The organism is Nonomuraea sp. NPDC050153, assembly GCF_044460125.1.
In the GTDB taxonomy this organism is placed as follows: domain Bacteria; phylum Actinomycetota; class Actinomycetes; order Streptosporangiales; family Streptosporangiaceae; genus Nonomuraea.
Window position 1 is genome coordinate 67,743 of record NZ_JBITJQ010000014.1, and the last position, 16,742, is coordinate 84,484.

The 16,742-nt window shown below is 70.5% G+C and carries 11 protein-coding genes and 1 pseudogene; 3 read left to right on the forward strand and 9 right to left on the reverse strand.

The window, feature by feature from the left end:
• Positions 1–148 precede the first annotated feature (148 nt).
• Both ACIBQ1_RS30855 and ACIBQ1_RS30860 read left to right on the forward strand, forming a co-directional pair.
• Entirely contained in the window at positions 149–1,174 is a 1,026-nt protein-coding gene (locus ACIBQ1_RS30855; RefSeq protein ID WP_397282806.1) for an ATP-binding cassette domain-containing protein, read from the forward strand.
• A complete protein-coding gene (locus tag ACIBQ1_RS30860) occupies positions 1,171–2,007 on the forward strand; it encodes an ABC transporter permease (protein WP_397282807.1) in 837 nt (278 codons plus the stop codon). The genes ACIBQ1_RS30855 and ACIBQ1_RS30860 overlap by 4 nt, the downstream gene beginning before the upstream one ends.
• A 1,686-nt stretch (positions 2,008–3,693) precedes the next feature.
• On the opposite strand, the pseudogene ACIBQ1_RS30865 reads toward ACIBQ1_RS30860, so the two are convergent.
• The 7 genes and pseudogenes from ACIBQ1_RS30865 to ACIBQ1_RS30895 all read right to left on the reverse strand — a co-directional run.
• Positions 3,694–5,064, reverse strand: a pseudogene (locus ACIBQ1_RS30865) (ATP-binding protein); the annotation flags it as partial.
• Positions 5,065–5,317: 253 nt separating this feature from the next.
• Positions 5,318–6,847, reverse strand: a complete 1,530-nt coding sequence (locus tag ACIBQ1_RS30870) for an FAD-dependent monooxygenase (RefSeq protein ID WP_397282808.1) — start codon at positions 6,845–6,847, stop codon at positions 5,318–5,320.
• Positions 6,844–7,188, reverse strand: coding sequence for a cytidine deaminase family protein (locus ACIBQ1_RS30875; RefSeq protein WP_397282809.1), 345 nt, complete (start codon positions 7,186–7,188; stop codon positions 6,844–6,846). Before ACIBQ1_RS30875 ends, ACIBQ1_RS30870 begins: the two co-directional genes overlap by 4 nt.
• Before the next feature lie 217 nt (positions 7,189–7,405).
• Positions 7,406–8,674, reverse strand: coding sequence for a serine hydrolase domain-containing protein (locus ACIBQ1_RS30880; protein WP_397282810.1), 1,269 nt, complete (start codon positions 8,672–8,674; stop codon positions 7,406–7,408).
• Between the two features lie 160 nt (positions 8,675–8,834).
• On the reverse strand, positions 8,835–9,242 hold the full coding sequence (locus ACIBQ1_RS30885) for a hypothetical protein (protein ID WP_397282811.1): 408 nt from the start codon (positions 9,240–9,242) through the stop codon (positions 8,835–8,837).
• A gap of 160 nt (positions 9,243–9,402) precedes the next feature.
• Positions 9,403–10,635, reverse strand: a complete 1,233-nt coding sequence (locus ACIBQ1_RS30890) for a serine hydrolase domain-containing protein (RefSeq protein WP_397282812.1) — start codon at positions 10,633–10,635, stop codon at positions 9,403–9,405.
• 245 nt (positions 10,636–10,880) lie between these two features.
• Complete coding sequence (locus tag ACIBQ1_RS30895) at positions 10,881–11,873, reverse strand: GNAT family N-acetyltransferase (RefSeq protein ID WP_397282813.1); 993 nt, start codon at positions 11,871–11,873, stop codon at positions 10,881–10,883.
• Between the two features lie 182 nt (positions 11,874–12,055).
• Between ACIBQ1_RS30895 and ACIBQ1_RS30900 the strand changes: the two genes are divergently transcribed.
• A complete protein-coding gene (locus ACIBQ1_RS30900; protein WP_397282814.1) occupies positions 12,056–14,734 on the forward strand; it encodes an ATP-binding protein in 2,679 nt (892 codons plus the stop codon).
• Positions 14,735–14,795: 61 nt separating this feature from the next.
• Here ACIBQ1_RS30900 and ACIBQ1_RS30905 read toward each other — a convergent pair whose 3' ends face one another.
• Positions 14,796–16,034, reverse strand: a complete 1,239-nt coding sequence (locus ACIBQ1_RS30905; RefSeq protein ID WP_397282815.1) for a sensor histidine kinase — start codon at positions 16,032–16,034, stop codon at positions 14,796–14,798.
• Positions 16,034–16,687 carry a response regulator transcription factor gene (locus ACIBQ1_RS30910; protein WP_397282816.1) on the reverse strand — a complete coding sequence of 218 codons (654 nt, stop codon included), beginning with the start codon at positions 16,685–16,687 and terminating at the stop codon, positions 16,034–16,036. Before ACIBQ1_RS30910 ends, ACIBQ1_RS30905 begins: the two co-directional genes overlap by 1 nt.
• Positions 16,688–16,742 lie beyond the last annotated feature (55 nt).

Consider the following 16,742-nt stretch of genomic DNA (forward strand, 5'->3'; position numbering starts at 1 on the left):
GCAGTCATGAGCCTCATCCAATCGGATGCCGGCGACATCTCCTCGCACACCTCCACGCCCCTGGTGGGGAACGAATCCACGGAGCTTCCGGCAATCGGTGAAACCTGGTCGAGGGTGCCGTGAAACCGACACCGCCGAGAGTGAGGCCATGAGCATCACAGAACTCGGACGTACCGGGGGCGGCGGGGCTCCCGACGGGGGCGCCGATCTGGCCGTACGTGCGGAAGGGCTTGCCAAGACGTTCGGCGAGCACCGTGCCGTCGACGGGATCGACCTGGACGTACGCCCCGGTGAGATCTTCGGCGTCCTCGGCCCGAACGGCGCCGGCAAGACCACCACGCTACGCATGCTGGCCACCCTGTTGAAGATCGACGCGGGTCGTGCCGAGATCTTCGGGGTCGACGTGGCCGGCAACCCGCACGTGATCCGCCAGCTGGTCGGCGTCACCGGACAGTACGCGTCGGTCGACGAGAACCTGACTGCCCGCGAGAACCTCTGGCTCTTCAGCCGCCTGCAAGGCATTGCCGGGCCGCGCGCCCGGCGCATCGCCGGCGAGCTGCTGGGCCAATTCGGCCTGGAGGAGGCGGCCGACAAACCGATCGCGCAGTTCTCCGGCGGCATGCGCCGGCGCCTCGACCTGGCGGCCAGCCTGATCACCAGGCCACCGCTGATCTTCCTCGACGAGCCGACCACCGGTCTCGATCCGCGCACGCGCGGCCAGATGTGGGACACCATCCGCGGTCTGGTCGCCGACGGCTGCACGGTGCTGCTGACCACCCAATATCTGGACGAGGCCGACCAGCTCGCCGATCGCGTCGCCGTCATCGACCACGGACGCAAGGTCGCCGAGGGCACCCCCGACGAACTGAAGACCGCGGTCGGCAACTCCGCCCTCCACCTGCTGCTCGCCGAGCCGGGTGAGGTGTCCGTCGCCGTGGAGGTCGTGCGGCGTGTCCTCGGCTCCGACCCGGTCCTCAGCCCGGAGCAGGGCCGCCTCAACGTCGCCCTCGACCAGGCCGACCTGGCCGCGGACGTACTGATCGCGCTGCGCAACGCCGGGGTGTCGATCTCCTCGGTGAGTGTGGCCAAGCCCAGCCTGGACGAGGTGTTCCTCGCCCTCACCGGCCACGAGACGGACGGGGACGACGAAACCGGTACGGAGGAGAACCGATGAGCACCGTGATCGCACCCGCCCGCGAGGCGGTCCGGGCCGCCGACCGCGTGGCGGCCGCCAGGCGGCGCGTCTCCATGGGGGAGACGGTCGGCCAGACCCTGACGATGGCGTGGCGGGCGCTCAAGAAGATGCGCCGCAACCCGGAGCAGTTCTTCGACGTGGCGCTGCAGCCCATCCTGTTCACCGCGATGTTCGCCTTCATCTTCGGCGGCGCCATCGCCGGCGACGTGGAGAGCTACCTCCCCCTGATGATCCCTGGAATCCTCGCCCAGACCGTGCTGACAACGTGCATGGCGACGGGCACGCAGCTCCGCGAGGACATGGAGAAGGGCGTCTTCGACCGGTTCAAGTCGTTGCCGATCGCCCGGATCGCGCCGCTCGCCGGCCCGATGGTGGCCGACCTGCTGCGCTACACGATCGCGGCCACTCTGACCTTCGGCATGGGCCTGGTGATGGGCTACCGCCCGGGCGGTGGAGCAGGCGGAGTGCTCGCCGCGATCGTGCTGGCGATCTTCACGGGCTGGTCGCTGGCGTGGGTTTTCACCTGGGTCGGCACGATCGCCCGGAGTGCCCAGGCCGTGCAGGGCATCTCCATGATGATCCTGTTCCCGCTGACATTCCTGTCGAACGCGTTCGTCCCCGTCGAGACCCTGCCCGACTGGCTGGCCGCGTTCGTACGGATCAACCCGGTCTCACACCTGGTCGCGGCCGCCCGCGACCTCGCCAACAGCGCCCTCGTCAGCGGAGAGGTGGCCTGGACGCTTCTGGTGTGCCTGATCGTCATCGCGATCTTCGCACCGTTGTCGGTACGCAGTTACAAGCGGCACATGTGATCTCCGGCCGTGACCGCCGGAGACCTGCTCAAGGAGACTCCGCGTCTCGTCGAGCAGGTCGGGGCCGCGTCGATCGCCGTACTCGGCCCGCGTGGCGGCGATCATCCCGGGCGCGGCCCGCTCCGCGTACGGTTCGATCCGCTCGAAGGCCATGCTGGGCATGGTGCTGTTGTACGCGAACCGCTCGGCCAGCACCAGCAACCTGATCGCGTCGCGGGTGGCCAAGCCTCCTCGCAGCAGGCCCCAGGCGCCGAGCGCGAAGAGCATCGAGCCGCACAGAGGGTAGTCGAGGACGGGGTTCTTCGCGGCCAGCAGGTCGTAGCCCCGGACGGCGGAGAACAGCTCCTCGCCGTACCGGCTGTCTTCCGGCGGGGCGTGGTACGCGTACGCCGTCAGGGCAACCGACTCCACGACGAATGTCCACGGCGTGAACTCCGCGCGCCGCACCCCGGGCAGGCGCAGGTCATGCGCCCGCTGGACGGCCAGGCGGTATTCCGTGAGCGCGGCGGCCGTCTCACCGCGGGCGAGGGCGAGTTCGGCCGCGCACAACGAGGTGATCGCCACCCCGCCGAGCACTGCCTCGTTGTCGTTGATCCGGGTGATCTCGACCAGCTCGGCCTCCGCGGTGCCGAGGTCGCCGTCGGCGAGCGCGGAGGCCAGCAGCACCGCACGGAGCTGGATCTCGTCGTCGGCGGCGCCGAGCCGGCGCAGCACCGGGATGGCGGTCCGCGCGTGTCCGACCGCCCGTCGGCGGTCGCCGAGCTTCATGACCAGGTGGGCAAGCACGGCGTGCGTCATCGCGGCGCGCCACGGCCCTTCGTCCTCGTGGAGCAGCGTCAGGGTCCGTTCGGCGGCTTCGATCGCCCCGGTCACGTCTCCCGCGTTCTCCAAGGCATGGACGCTCGTGTGCGCCGCCGCCAAGGCCACGTCACGGTCGTCGCTCCAGCTCAACTCCGCCAGCCGGCGGCGCACGTCGGCGTCGTCGGCCGAGTCGCACGCGAGCACCACCGTGGCCATCGCCGCTATGCGGTGATCTGTCGTGTCGCTGGTGGGCAGCGTGCGGAGGAGGTCGCGCAGCGGATCGTCGCCGTCGGTCACGATCATGATGTTCACGATCGTGATCAACATGGCGGTCCTGGTCACCTCGACGAGGTGTGGCGGCGGTGTCCAGCCGGTGATCACCTGGGTGATCGCGTCCCGGTGGACGAAGATCCGGGGGTGGTCGCCGCGGATCGACCACAGCGCGCCTACGCCGGTCAGCAACTGGACCGTCGTGACGGGATCGGGCTCGCCGAGGGCCTGCCGGAGCAGTTCGGCGAGGTTGCTCTCCTCGGCGCGCAACGCGTCGGCCGCCGCGAACTGCCTCGGGCCGAACAGCTCGAAGGCGTGTTCGAGGGCGTACGCCGTCGCCCATGCCCGCTGCGCCGCCCGAGCGGGCGCCTCCTCGCCGGCCTCTTTCAGCCGCATCCGCCCGAACTCCTTGACGGTCTCCAGCATCCGGTAGCGCAGGCCGTACGTCGTCTCGCGTACGCTCAGCAACGAATGCTCGGTCAGCGCGTCCACGACGTGCAGGGCGTCCGGGCCGAGTATGTGCTCGGCCGCGGCCAGCGTGAAACCGTCGCCGAACAGCGACAACCACCGCAATGCTCGCCGTTCTGGCTCGTCCAGCAGATTCCACGACCAGTCGATGACCGCGAGCAGCGTCTGGTGCCGGTCAGGGGCCGCGCGGTTCCCGCCGCGCAGCAGGACGAACCGGTCCGCCAGGCGCCGTGCGACCTCCTCCACCGACATCACCCGCACCTTGGCCGCGGCCAGCTCGATCGCGAGCGGCAGCCCGTCGAGGCGGGCGACGATCTCCTCGACCACTCCCTCGTCGATCCGTACATCCGGGCGGGCGGCCGTGGCGCGCTGGCGGAACAACTCCACCGCGTCGCCTGCGGGCAGCTCGCCAAGCAGATAGACGCGTTCGGCGGGGATCGACAAGGGGGCGCGCGAGGTGATGAGCACCCGCAGGTCGCGGGTCGTCACGGTCAGGAACGCCACCAGGTCGGCGACGGCCTCGATCACGTGCTCGCAGTTGTCCAGGATCAGCAGCGCCGGAGCCTGGTCGAGATGCTGGGCAATCCGGGCGCGAACGTCGGAGCGCTGCTCGGAGGTCAGGACACGACGCCCGCTGACCGAGTCCCGAACTCCGAGCGCGGAGCCCACCTCGCTCACCACGCCCTCCGGCGAGGAGACTCCGACGAGCTCGACGAAGTGAGCGATGGGCTGCGCGGCGTTCCTGCCGATGACATGAGCCAGCCGCGTTTTGCCGAGCCCGCCAGGGCCGACGATGGAGACCACCCGGTTGGTCTGCAACAGGGCGTGCACCGCACGGATGTCGCCGTCGCGGCCGAGCAGCGAGGAACCGTCGAACAGGATGCCCTCACGCACCGGCCGATCCGCGACGAGGAGTTCGGCGTACACGCGGGCGAGCTCAGGCCCTGGTTCGGTGCCGAGCCGCGCGACCAGGCCCGCGCGGTACCGCTCGTAGCGCTCCAGAGCGGCGGCGGCACCTCGTACGGCGGATTCGCTGCGCAGCAGGCAGGCGAGCAGTTTCTCGTCGTGCGGCCGATCGGCCGCGGCCTCCTCCAGCAGCGGCAGCGCGCCCTCGTGAGCGCCGCTCCGGCCTTGCGCGATCCCCGCCACACGTCGCGCCTCGGCCACCCACCCTGCTGCGACGCCCCTCAGCTCAGCGAGTGCGCCCGTGGCGCCGTCCAAGCCACCGGCAACGAAACTCATGGCCTCTTCGGCGCGGCGAAGCGCGAGGACCATGTCGTCCTCGCCCAGTGCGGCCCGTGCCTGTTCCACCAGCGCGCCGAGCAGCAGCGCGTCCACCTGACCAGCGGGCAGCCCGAGCCGGTAACCACGTGGGATCCGCACCGCGACGTCGGCACAGGTCGCCGCCCTGGTCCGCGAGACGACCACCTGCAGCGCCTTCGTCGGGTTGGCCGGCGCCTCGTCGGGCCACAACTCCTCGACCAGGCGCTCGTCACTGACCCCTGCCCGCCCGTGCATGGCGAGCACGGCCAACAGGGTGTGCGCGCGATCTCCGACCACGCGCACACCTCGCCAGCGAACGCCGTCGAGCAGGACCAGTGCGGGGGACACACCCTCAGCTTACGGACGAGTCACATGGCTGGAGCGTGGCCACGAGTATCTCGGCGAGTGGATCGAGGCCCACGCGCGCTACCGCTCGTAATGATCGTGAGCCGGGCCGGGCACTCTGTCATTCAGTCGTATGCGTCAGCGTGGCGGTCTGGTCGTCGTTTCAGGGTGTGCCGAACCAACCGGCGAGTGCTTGTCGCAGCGCGGGCGCGGCGGTGTCGGCGGGTTCGTCGATGGTCGCGGCCCAGGCGATGTGGGCGTCCGGGCGGATCAGCAGGGCGTCGGCGGGTCGCTGATCGGTTTTGGCGGTGTGGATGTCGATGCGATCCTGCCAGTCTCGGGCGGTCTTGCGCAGGTCCTGGCGGTCGGAGAGGTCGAGGAAGACGGGCCGAGCGGTCTGCATGAGCTCCGCGACGCTGGTCATGCCCTGGTCGGTGTGCAGGATGAGGTCGGGGGCGAAGGTGCCGGCCAGCGCGTGCCGGTCGGTGCCGGGCATCGGGTAGCGGATGTCGGCGCCGGCGACGAGCGCCCCCATGCGGCGCAGCGGCTGCTCGTCGGCGAGCAGCTCCTGGAAGACCTCCCGCAGCGCTTCGGCGGCCACATCGTGCCCGCGCCGCAACGCGACCTGGGCTCGGGTGTGCAGCATGGTGCGAGCGCCGGCGAGGTGGCGTTCGTCGTGGTAGGTGTCCAGCAGGCCGGCCGGCGCCCAGCCGTGGAGGTCGGCGGCCAGCTTCCAGGCCAGGTTGACCGCGTCCAGCATGCCGGCGTTGATCGCCACACCGGTGGCGGGGAACAGATGCGCCGCATCGCCGGCCAGCAGGATCCGCCCGTCGCGGTAGCGTTCGGCCTGGCGGGCCTTGAAGGTGAAGCGCGACAGCCGGATCGCCTCTCCCACGGGCAGGTGCACGCCGAGCACGCGGTGGAGGCTGTCCTGGAGTTCGGTGACGGTCATCGGGGTGTCGTCGTCGTATTCGGTGCTCTCGTCTTCGATGGTGTAGAGGGAGACGACCTGGGAGTCAGGCGATGCTCCGATGCCGAACAAACCGTGATCGGTACGGGTGAAACCCGCGTGGATCGTGCCGAAGCCGGGGACGTCGAGGCCGCCGTTGCCGAGTACGGTCACCGTATCGGGCAGGGTGACCTGGGCCAGCCGGTTGACCTCCGGATAGGTGGTGCCGGGGAAGCCGATGTCGGCCCAGTCGCGGACCCGGCTGCGCGCGCCGTCGCAGCCCACGAGGTAGCGGGCTATCACTCGGTACGGCCCGTCCGGGCCCCGCACGTCCACGGTCACCGCGGCATCGTCCTGGCTCACCTCGGTCACCTCGTGTCCGCGGCGGAGGTCGACGTCGAGCTCGCCGGCGCGTTCGTCGAGCAGCTGCTCAAGCAGTTGTTGCGGGAGCGGCAGGGCGTGCATCGGGGGATCCGCCAGCTGGGTGAAGTCCAGATGCACCCCGCCGAACGGGAACCGGGGGGCCGGCACAGGGTCGGTGCAGGCTGCTTGGAATCGTTCCAGCAGGCCTCGGTAGCGCAGCAGCTCCAGGATCTGCCCGCCGAGACCACCGGCCTTCGGGGTGACCCGGCGCTGAGGCTGCCGCTCCAGCACCAGCGGCCGCACCCCGGCCAGCCGCAGCTCGGCAGCCAGCATGAGACCGGTCGGGCCGGCGCCCACGATGATCACGTCGGCCTCTGTCACTTGCCACTCCTTTTGCGGTCGTTCGTCGCATCCCTGCGCGATTCGGTCGTCACCAACATGCCCTCTTCAGCGTCGAGCTGGTGGTCCGCCCAGATGTAGCTCTCGGGAAGCAGGTCGGTGACGGGCACCATCCGGAGGCCGTCCTTTGTCCCGACGATGACATCGAGGGCTGGGAAGTAGTCAACAAGGACCTGGCGGCAGCGGCCACATGGGGGCACGACACCTCGGTCGCGGTCACCCACGGCGACGATGGTGTCCAGGTCATAGGCGCCCTGGGCGGCAGCGGTGCCGATGAGGACCAGCTCCGCGCAGGGGCCTCCGGTGAAGTGATAGGCGTTCACCGCAGTGATGATCCGGCCGTCTCGGGCGCGGCTGCCTGGATCAGTTCGTGGTCGACACGATCGGTCTGTGTGGTCATCTTCTCTGCCTCTCTTGCACGGTCAGGCGATATCGGCCCTGTCGATGTCGGAGCGTAGGCGCGAGTCGTCGACCGGTTCTGCCCTTAAGGCGTACGGGCCCGCGGTGCTCGGTCTCATCCACCGAGCCGGCTTGGCCTCGTCAGCCCGCGGCCTGCCCGTCGCAGAACACCTGCTTGACGAGGCTGTCAACCAGTTTCTGGAAGTCCTTTGCCGGGCCTCTGGTGGCCTCGTCCACCCAGGTCACCGAGGCGGTCAGGGTCTTGCTGCCGTCGGGTGAGCTGTACATCAGCGCCCCGTAGCCGTGCGGGGGGCTGCCGTTGTGCTGGTAGACGGTGCCGCAGCCCGGGCCCAGGTCCTGCACCCACAGCCCGAAGCCGTAGTCGTACTTCCCGTACGGCTTGCGCATCTCGGCCAGCAGCGGGGCCGGCAGGAGCTTGCCGCCGTTCAGCGCGGAGATGAACGTGTGCAGGTCCTGGGTGGTCGAGATCATGTCACCGGCACCGGCCAGGAGGGAGAGGTTCTGGCGGGCGATGTCGACCACCTTCTCCTGGCCATCCTCCTCATACCGGTAGTAGCCGTGGGCGTGCGGCCCGGGGAGCTCTGTCCGGTCGCCCGGCACCACGGTGCCCTTCAGGCCGAGCGGCCGCAGGATGCGCTGCCGCATCTGCTGGGCGTAGGTGCGGCCGGTGACCTTCTCGATCAGTAGCAGGGCCAGCGTGTAGTTGGTGTTGGCATAGCTCTGGTCCGTGCCTGGAGCAAAGTTCGCCGGCTTGGACAGCGCCAGCCGTACCAGCTCTTCGGGCCGGTAGGAGCGGAACCGGTTGTTCAGCCACTCGTCGCCGGTCGCGGGGATCCCCGGCACCCACGTTCCGTCGGGACGGAGTTCGCCGGTGTAGTTGAACAACCCGCTGGTGTGCTGCAGCAGCATCCGCACGGTGATCCGCCGGTCCAGCCCAAGCTCGGGCAGGTAGCCGGCGACCGGGGCGTCCAGGGTGATCTTGCCCTCGGCCACCAGCTGCAACACCAGGGTCGCGGTGAAGGTCTTGGTGACGCTGCCCGCCCAGAACCGCCCGTTGGTCGGTGGTTCCGCGGCCTCGCCCAGCTTGCGCACCCCGGCGCTGCCGACCCACTCGCTCCGCTGATCGTGCACGCGCACCTGCATCCCGGCGAAACCGGCATCGATGAACGCCTGGACGGCCTTCTGCAGCTCCGGGCGATCCTGTCCGGCAGCGGCCATCGGCACGACCACGCTGCTGTCCGCGGCGGCTACCCCGGGTGCGGCCGCCCCGGCCAGCAGTGCGGCCGCCAGCGCCGTGACCGCCACTCGCCGGAAGACCTTGCCGCGGATGACCGGGCGCTGGTGCAGCGCCCTGGTCGCCGTGATCTCTGGTGGGGGTTGGGTTTTCATGGTTCCTCGTCTCTGGTGCCGTGCTCAGGCGAAGAGCTCGCCGAGCAGTTCGGGGTCGATGGGGATGGGGGCCGGGGCGGTAGGCCTGCGGCTGGGTGCCCATCAGCTCGCGTACCAGGAAGTCCCAGGCGCTTGCTGCAGCCGCGCAGGCCGACATCCCTCAAGCGGCGTCGAGGGCTCCGGTGATCTTGCGGATCATCTCGGCCAGCGTGGGGCTGGGTTCGCCCTGGTGGGTCCGGGCGGCTGCTTCGACAGCGACGAGGACGGTGCTGCGGAAGTTGTCGGCCTCTGCCGGAGCCTGCTGCTTGAGCAGGCTCACGGCTGCCGTCAGGGCCGGCAGCACATGGTCGGCGAGTTCGGCGACGGACTTGCCGTTCAGGTTGATGTCCTTGGTCTTTGCGGCGAGCACGTGCCCGACCAGGCCGGTCGCAGAAGCCAGGGCGAGGGAGCCGTCGGTGGCGACCTTGTGGGGCGAGCCGGCGGCGTCGGCGGCGGACAGCAGCGTGACGGCGCCGTAGGCGGCGGTGCGCAGGGTGGTCTTGTCCTGGTCGGTCAGGGTGATGGACATGGTGGTGTGCTCCTTGTGTACGGCTGAAGCTGTTACGGACTGCGGTTGACGGACGGATGGTGCAATGCGGTCCTGCTGGTGCCCGGGGTATCTCGATGGCTCAGGGCGGGGCCGTCTGTTGGGTGTCGTGGGTGGGCCTACCGGGGTGCGGGTCCAGGTGTCAGTCGTCGATGGCCTGGTAGAGGGTGGTCCAGAAGTCGTGGATCAGCCGCGCCGGATCCGGGGTGGACAGCCCGACCTGGGTGAGCAGGATTCCGGTGAGCTGGTTGGCCGGGTCGGCGTAGACGCTGGTGCCCGTTCCGCCGTCCCAGCCGAACTGGCCGATCGGCGCGTAGTCGCCGCGGTAGGTGCGCACCGCCATCCCGAAACCCCAGCCGCCCTGCTGCCCTTGGCCGAACGACACGTGGACGTTGTTCTTGGCCAGGTCGTTGCGGGCGGCGTTCTGCTCGGGCGTGAGGCGGTTGGTGGTCATCAGCTCGACTGCGGGCCGGGACAAGATCCGGTCGCTGCCGTGCATCCCGCCGTTGAGCAGCATCTGGAAGTAGGCGTGGTAGTCCTCGGCGGTGGAGACCAGCCCGCCGCCGCCATGCTGGAAGGCCGGAGGCAGGCTGAAGCGCCCGCTCGCGGCCTCGTCCCACACGTGGAACTCTCCGGTCTGCGGGTCGGGCGCGTAGCTCGGCGGCAGCCGGTCGATCTTGTCGGCGGGCACGTGGAAGGCGGTGTCCTTCATCCCCAGCGGGTCGAAGACGCGATCGCGCAGAAACGTCTCGAACGACTGACCGGTGACCCTGGCGACCAGCACGCCGAGCACATCGTGGCTGAGCTCGTACTGCCACTGCTCTCCGGGCTGGTACGCCAGCGGCAGCTCGCCCAGGCGGCGCATCCACTCATCCGGCTCGGGCGCCGGCCCGACGCCTCCGCTGTAGTTGGCCCGCTCCAGGACTGCGGCCATGATCGGGGAGCCCATCAGCGTCAGGTCCACGCCGAGCCCGAACGTGGAGGTCAGCAGGTCCCGTACGGTGATCGGCCGCCGCGCCGGCACGGTGTCCTCCAGCGGGCCGTCTGCCCGCTTGAGCACCTGCCGGTCGGCCAGTTCCGGCAGCCACTCATCGACCGGGTCATCCAGCCGCAGCCTGCACTCATCCAGCAGGACCATCGCCGCCGCCATCGTGACCGGCTTGGACGTGGAGGCCATCCGGAAGATCGTGTCCCGGCGCATCGGCGCGCCACCGTCATGGCGCATCGTCCCGATCGCCTCGACATGCGTCTCGCCGCCCCGGCCGACCAGGGCCACCAGCCCGGGAATCTTCCCGGACTCGACATACCGAGCCAGCACCTCCCGCAATCTGTCCAGCCCCGTCTTGGAGAAGCCGCTGTTGCTCTGTCCCATCATGAATCTCCTTGCATACAGTGTTCGATCTTGCGAGACCTGCCCCGGCCTGGCGCTCATGGCTGAACCGCTTATGGCAGCCACCATCGCCGACCGCTTTGATACCGGGCCGTTGCCGTCCTGACACGGCCGCTGACACGACACCGCAGCGTCTCCGGACAGTGCGCGATGACGTGCTGTAGGTAGTCCTGGCTGCCGGAGGGGCCGGCGCTATCCGGTTCGGCGCGGTGCGGTCCGGTTCTCGCCGGTCATCCCGTCCCTGCCTGTACGTCCAGTTGGTACTCGTGGCTGCGGCGATGCTCGCGGAAGCCGAGGTGCTGGTTGACGGCGAGCATGTGGACGTTGTCCTGGGCGTTGTCCGTCTCGATCTCGGTGATGGCGGGATGCTCGGCCCGCAGCCGCCGCACCATCGCGGCCTTCAACCACATGCCGAGCCCGTGCCCGCGGTGCTCGGGCATCACCGCGGTGTCGTACTGCAGCGCCCGCCGCTGCTCGCCGGCCCGAATCACGATCTCGGTGAAACCAGCCATCACGTTCCCGTGCAGCGCGGCCACGGTCAGCAGGATGTCACCGCGGTCGGCCAGCACCCGCGCCATGGCGCGGACCCGCTCGACGTCCCAGTGCTGCTCGCCGTAGTCCATTTCACCGGTGGGCATGTCGTTCATGGCGTTCTTGGCGGTGGCGAAGGCGCCGGCCAGGTCGTCGGGCACGGTCCCGGTCCAGGCGACCAGCGCATAGCCGGGCGGTGCGACGTCCGCCGCCCTCGTGTCGGCCGCGGCCACGTCCAGCAGCAGGTGGATGAAGGTCAGTACGCGCCGGAACCCGTGTGCTTCGCACAAGGCCGCCCCCGGCCCGCCGTCCGCGGCCACGCCGACCATGCTGCGGCGCTGCTCCACTCGCGCGGCGAAGACTGCCTGCGCCAGCAGTTGCGAGCCCACACCGCGACGGCGCCGGTCGGGATGGACGTACAGTTCCAGTTCGCTCAGATGCTCCCGTCCCGGCGAGTCGAACAGCCGCAGTCCGGCGACCCCTTCTACCGCGCCGTCCGGCCCGGTGGCCAGCCAGAGCAGACGGCGGCTGTCCAGCCCCCCGGTAGTGAGCTGGGCGTGCACCTGCTTGAGGCTCGGCGGTTGCTCTCCGGGCAGGTCGTGCTCGGTGGCGGCGGCCACCACCTCGTGCCAGGCTGCGGCCTTCTCCACGGAAACCCAGGGGAGGGGGCTGATGGCGATCGTGTACGGCATGTCGATCACGGTAGGCCGCAGGTCCATTACCGCGAATCGGCTCGCATGACTTAACCCCCACGTCGCGACCGGTGCCGGTATCAGTCACCCGGGACTGTGCATGGTGCCGGCCGTCCCACCCAAGGGCCGGAAGGTTTCACCGGTTATCAGTCATGACGATCTAAATGGATACTCTGTGACCCGTGCTGCATGGGAGAGAACCGGAGCTGGAACTCATCACCGGACTGCTCGACTCCGCCCGTGACGGGACCAGCGCCACCCTGGTGATCCGTGGCGAGCCGGGCATCGGCAAGACGGCGCTGCTGGAGGAGATCGCCTCCCGCGGTGGCATGCTCGTGTTGCGCGGGCTGGGCATCGAGTCGGAGGCCGAGCTGTCCTTCAGCGGCCTGCACCTGCTGTTCCACCCGATCCTGGCCGAACACCTGCCCAAGCTGCCCGGCCCTCAGCGACAGGCACTGGAGAGCGCCTTCGGCCTGGCAGCCGGGCACCCGGCCGACCGCATGCTGGTGGGCCTGGCCGTCCTGACCCTGCTGTCGGAGATCGCCGAACGGGCTCCCCTGCTCTGCGTCGTCGACGACGCGCAATGGCTGGACCGCCCTTCGGCCGAGGCCTTGCTGTTCGCCACCCGCCGGCTCGGCGCCGAGGGCGTGGCCATGGTGTTCGGCGTCCGCACCGGCGAGGCACCCTTCCTCACCCCCGGACTGCCCGAGCTGCACCTGCAGGGTCTGCCACCCGAGGCCGCCGCGGCACTGGTGGACCAGCGGTGGCACGACCTGGAGCCAGAAATACGGCGGCGCGTCCTGGCCGAGGCGGGTGGCAACCCGCTGGCGCTGATCGAGCTGCCGTCCGCCCTGCGTGACACCCCGCCGACCGGCGTGCTGCCGCTCACCAACCGCCTGCAGCTCGCCTTCCACGCCCAAGCCTCCCGCCTGTCCCCACCGACCAGGGCACTGATGCTGGTCGCCGCAGCCGACGACACCGGCGACCTGGCCGTCGTGCTGCACGCGGCCGAACGGCTGGGCGCGGACGTCGAACACCTGCCACCGGCCGAGCAGGCCGGACTGCTCCGTGTGACCGGCCAGCGCATCAGTTTCCGCCACCCGCTGGTCCGCGCCGCCGTCTACCAGGGCGCCCCGCTCGACCAGCGGTTGCGCGCCCACCACGCGCTGGCCGATGCCGTGACCGAACCCGACCGGCGCGCCTGGCACCTGGCCTCCGCCACCACCGGCCCCGACGCCCGCGTCTCCGCCGAACTGGCCCGCACCGCGCAACTCGCGGCGGCACGCAAGGGATACGCGGCCGCGGCCGCCGCCTACGAACGCGCCGCGCAACTGGCCGAGGACCACGTCGAGCGGGTGGCGCTGCTGGCCGGTGCCGCCGAGGCGGCTCTGGAGGCGGGCGAGCTGTCGCGCGCCCAGGCCTTGGCCGAGCGTGCCATGCCCCACCTGAGCGATCCCGGCACCCGGCTGGCGCTGGTGCGGGTGCGCGCCAACGCCGCAGCGGGGCTCGGCCTGTTGCACCAGGCGCACAATCTCCAGCTCGCCGAGGCCGCCCGGCTGGCCGACAGCGACCCGTCCCAGGCGGTCGCCATGCTGATGGACGCCCAGTACACGACCTGGTTCTCCGCCGACCGCGAGCTGAGAGCCACCACCGCCGCCCAGCTGGACAGCCTTCGCCTGCGCGAGGACGACCCGGCCTGGCCGACGCTGCAACTGCAGCGCTGGCACATCGCGCTGACGTTGGAACCCGCCACCGAACCACTCCCCGAGCTGGCCGAACTGATCGCCTCGGCCGCCAAAGGGCGCATTCACCACCCCAGGGATCAGCTCATCATGACCGCGATCGCCCTCATGAGCGGCCTGGACCGACAGGCGCTCGACCTGGCCACGCGGGTGGTGACCGACTGCCGCGCGTCCGGCCGCGCGGGGGTGCTGCCGTTCGCCCTGTACTACGTGGCCATCACCCAGACCTTCCTCGGCCACTACCGCGATGCGATGACCTGCGCCACTGAAGCGCTGGACATCGCCGAGGCCACCGGCCAGCATCATTGGGCCGGCCAGGCCCTCGGCGTGCAGGCCTACCTGCTGGCCATCCAGGGCGAGGAGGAGGGCTGCCGTGAGCGGGCCACTCGCGTGCTGGACGACGACAGCGGCGGCGGGCACCGGGCCCGCTGGGCGCTGGGCCTGCTGGAGCTCGGCCACGGCCGGGCCGCGGAGGCGCTGGAGCACCTGCTCGTCCTGTACGACGGCGCCGCCAGGCACCAGCTCCCCGCCGAGCGCAGCCTGCCCGATCTGGTCGAGGCCGCCGTACGCCTGGGCAGACACGACCTGGCCACCGATGCCCTGACCCGCTTCGAGCACGTGGCCCGGCGGGCACCCAAGCCGGCCATCGAGGCCCTCCTGCACCGCTGCCGCGCCCTCCTCGGTCCCGACGACCACGCCTTCACCCGCGCCCTGGTCCTGCACGAGCGCGACAGTCGCGGCTTCGAGCACGCCCGGACCCGCCTGCTGTACGGCGAGTGGCTCCGCCGTAACCGCCGCAAAGCCGAGGCACGCGAGCAGCACGCGGCAGCGCTGGAGACCTTCGACCGAATCGGCGCCCACCCCTGGGCCGAACGCGCCTACCACGAGCTCACCGCGGGCGGCGCGGCCATCACGCCCCGACAAGGACCGGGCGTGCTGGCCCTGCTCACCCCGCAGGAACTCCAGATCGTCCGGCTTGCCGCACAAGGCCTGCCCAACCGGGACATCGCCGCCCAGCTGTTCCTCAGCCCGCGCACGGTCGGTCACCACCTCTACCGGGCCTACCCCAAACTAGGTGTCACCTCGCGCACCGAACTCGCCGACGTCATTGCGTCGTGACGCCGGCCCTACGCCCGGGCGGCTGCCGTGGCCGCCTCTGCCGCCACGGTCGCGGGTACGGTCACCTCCCCGTCCAAGCGCAGTGAACGGGCGGGAAGGTGACAGCAACCGTCAGGCCGCCCCCGGCTCTGGGTGTCGTCGTGATGGTGGCGTCGTGGGCGGTGGCGATGGCTTGGACGATGGACAGGCCAAGGCCCAGGCCGTCCGGGCGGTCGGTGCGGGCGGACCCGAGGCGTTGGAAGGGCTGGAAGAGGCGTTCGACGGCGTCCGGGGCCACCACGGGACCCGAGTTGCTGACCGTGAGCACGGCATGGCCGTGGTCGGTGCCGGTTTCCACCTGCACCCAGCCGGGTGCGGTGTTGTAGCACAGCGCGTTGTCGACCAGGTTGGCGACCAGGCGCTCGGCGAGGGGACGGTGGCCGGCTGCCAGGGCGGCGCCGAAGGAAGGGCGGATCGTCACGCCCCGCCGATGGGCTTCGGCGCGGCGGGCGTGGACGACTTCCTGGGTGAGCTGGGCCAGATCGAAGGCATGGCGGACCTCGATGCCCGCGTGTCCGCGTGTCAGGGTGAGCAACGCCTCGATGAGACGTTCCTGGTGGGCTCCTGCGGTGAGGATCTGCTCGTGCGCCTCCCGCAGTGACTGCACGGTGGCCATAGGGTCGGACAGGGCGACCTGGCCGAGTGCCCGCTGACGGGTCAGCGGGGTGCGGAGCTCGTGGGAGGCGTTTGCGACGAACTGGCGCTGGGCCTGGAAGGACGCCTCCAGCCGGGACAGCAGGCCGTCGATGGTGTCGCCGAGCGTCTTGAGCTCGTCGGCGGGCCCGTCCAAGGCCAGGCGCCGGTGCAGGTCGGTCGCGGAGATGTCCTGGGCGGCGGCGATGATCGTACGGAGTCTGCTCAGGACTCGTCCGGCGACGATCCAGCCGAGCACGACCGAGATCACCGACATGAGGGCGAGCGCGATCCCGGAATTGATCAGGAGCTGGTTCAGCGCCTCGGCCCTCTGGTGTTCCAGGGCCCGCTGCAGCTCGGCCGGGAGCAGTTCCACGGTGTGGGACTTGCCGGGCGGCCTGCCCGGTGAGGGCGCGGAGGCGTCGCCGGGCAGGGGGGTGAAGTTCTTGACCATGGGGCCGGTGACCGCGTGCCGCATCAGCGCGTACGTGATGGCCAGCAGGACAGTGCCGGAGGCCAGGAACAGGCTTCCGTACAGGAGCGTCAGCCGTAGCCGTACGGTACGGCGGGGCAGGTGCGGACGGGCCAGGCGGCCGGCGAGCCGTGTGACGGCCGACGGGGATGCCATCAGATGCGGTATCCCTGTCTGGCCACCGTCTCGATGATCGGTGGATCGCCGAGCTTGGCCCTGAGTCTGCTGACGGTGATCTTGACGGCGTTCGTGAACGGGTCGGCGCTTTCGTCCCAGACCCGTTCGAGCAGTTCCTCGGCGGAGACCACCCGTCCCTTGGCGGCCAGCAGCAGTTCCAGCACGCCGAACTCCTTCGGGGCCAGGCCCAGCGGCCGATCCCCCCGGCTGACCCGGCGCCGCGCGGCGTCGAGCGCGAGATCACCGTGACGCAGCACCGGGGGAACAGCCGGATGCACGCGGCGGGCCAGCGCGCCGATCCGCGCCACCAGCGCGGGGAAGTCGAACGGCTTGGTGAGGTAGTCGTCGGCGCCCAGGCCGAGCCCGTCGACCAGGTCCTCGGTGGTGGCCGCGGCGGTCAGCATCAGCACCCGGCTGCGGCAGCCGGCCGCGAGCAGCTGGGCGCACACCTCGTCGCCGTGCATTCCCGGCAGGTCACGGTCGAGCACGATCACGTCGTAGTCGTTGACCAGAGCGCGCTCCATCCCGCCGGGCCCGTCGAGCGCCACGTCTACGGCCATCTGGGCCCTGCGCAGCCCCACGGCCACCGTCTGCGCGGTCACCTCGTCGTCCTCCACCACGAGCACGCGCACCCGTGACTCCCTCCGCTCAAGAAACACCACCTCCGCCAGCATCTTCCAACGCCGG